The following is a 287-nucleotide window of genomic DNA, read 5'->3' on the forward strand; positions in this document are numbered from 1 at the left end:
ATAAATTAGTCCCAAACGAAAAGCAAATCGAGGTGATTGAGAATACCTTGAGAGTGTGTCGTGCTGTCTGGAATTACGCTCTGAGAGAGCGTAAAGACTGGATTAAATCTCGGAAGTGTTCTGTTAATTCTTGTTCTCTAGACAAAGAATATATCATTCCGGCGGATCAACCTTTTCCAAATTACAACAACCAAGCCAAACAATTAACAGAGGCTAAGAAAACAAACCCGTGGTTAAAATCTGTGAATGCTCAAGTCTTGCAACAGATGCTCAAAAGATTAGACAAA

The 287-nt window shown here is 38.7% G+C and carries 1 protein-coding gene; it reads left to right on the forward strand.

Going from position 1 to position 287, the window contains the following annotated elements; translation table 11 throughout:
- The coding region (locus JUI58_RS02700) for a helix-turn-helix domain-containing protein (protein WP_204102205.1) at positions 1-287 on the forward strand (287 nt) is incomplete at both ends.

This window comes from Spirulina sp. CCY15215 (assembly GCF_016888125.1).
In the GTDB taxonomy this organism is placed as follows: domain Bacteria; phylum Cyanobacteriota; class Cyanobacteriia; order Cyanobacteriales; family Spirulinaceae; genus CCY15215.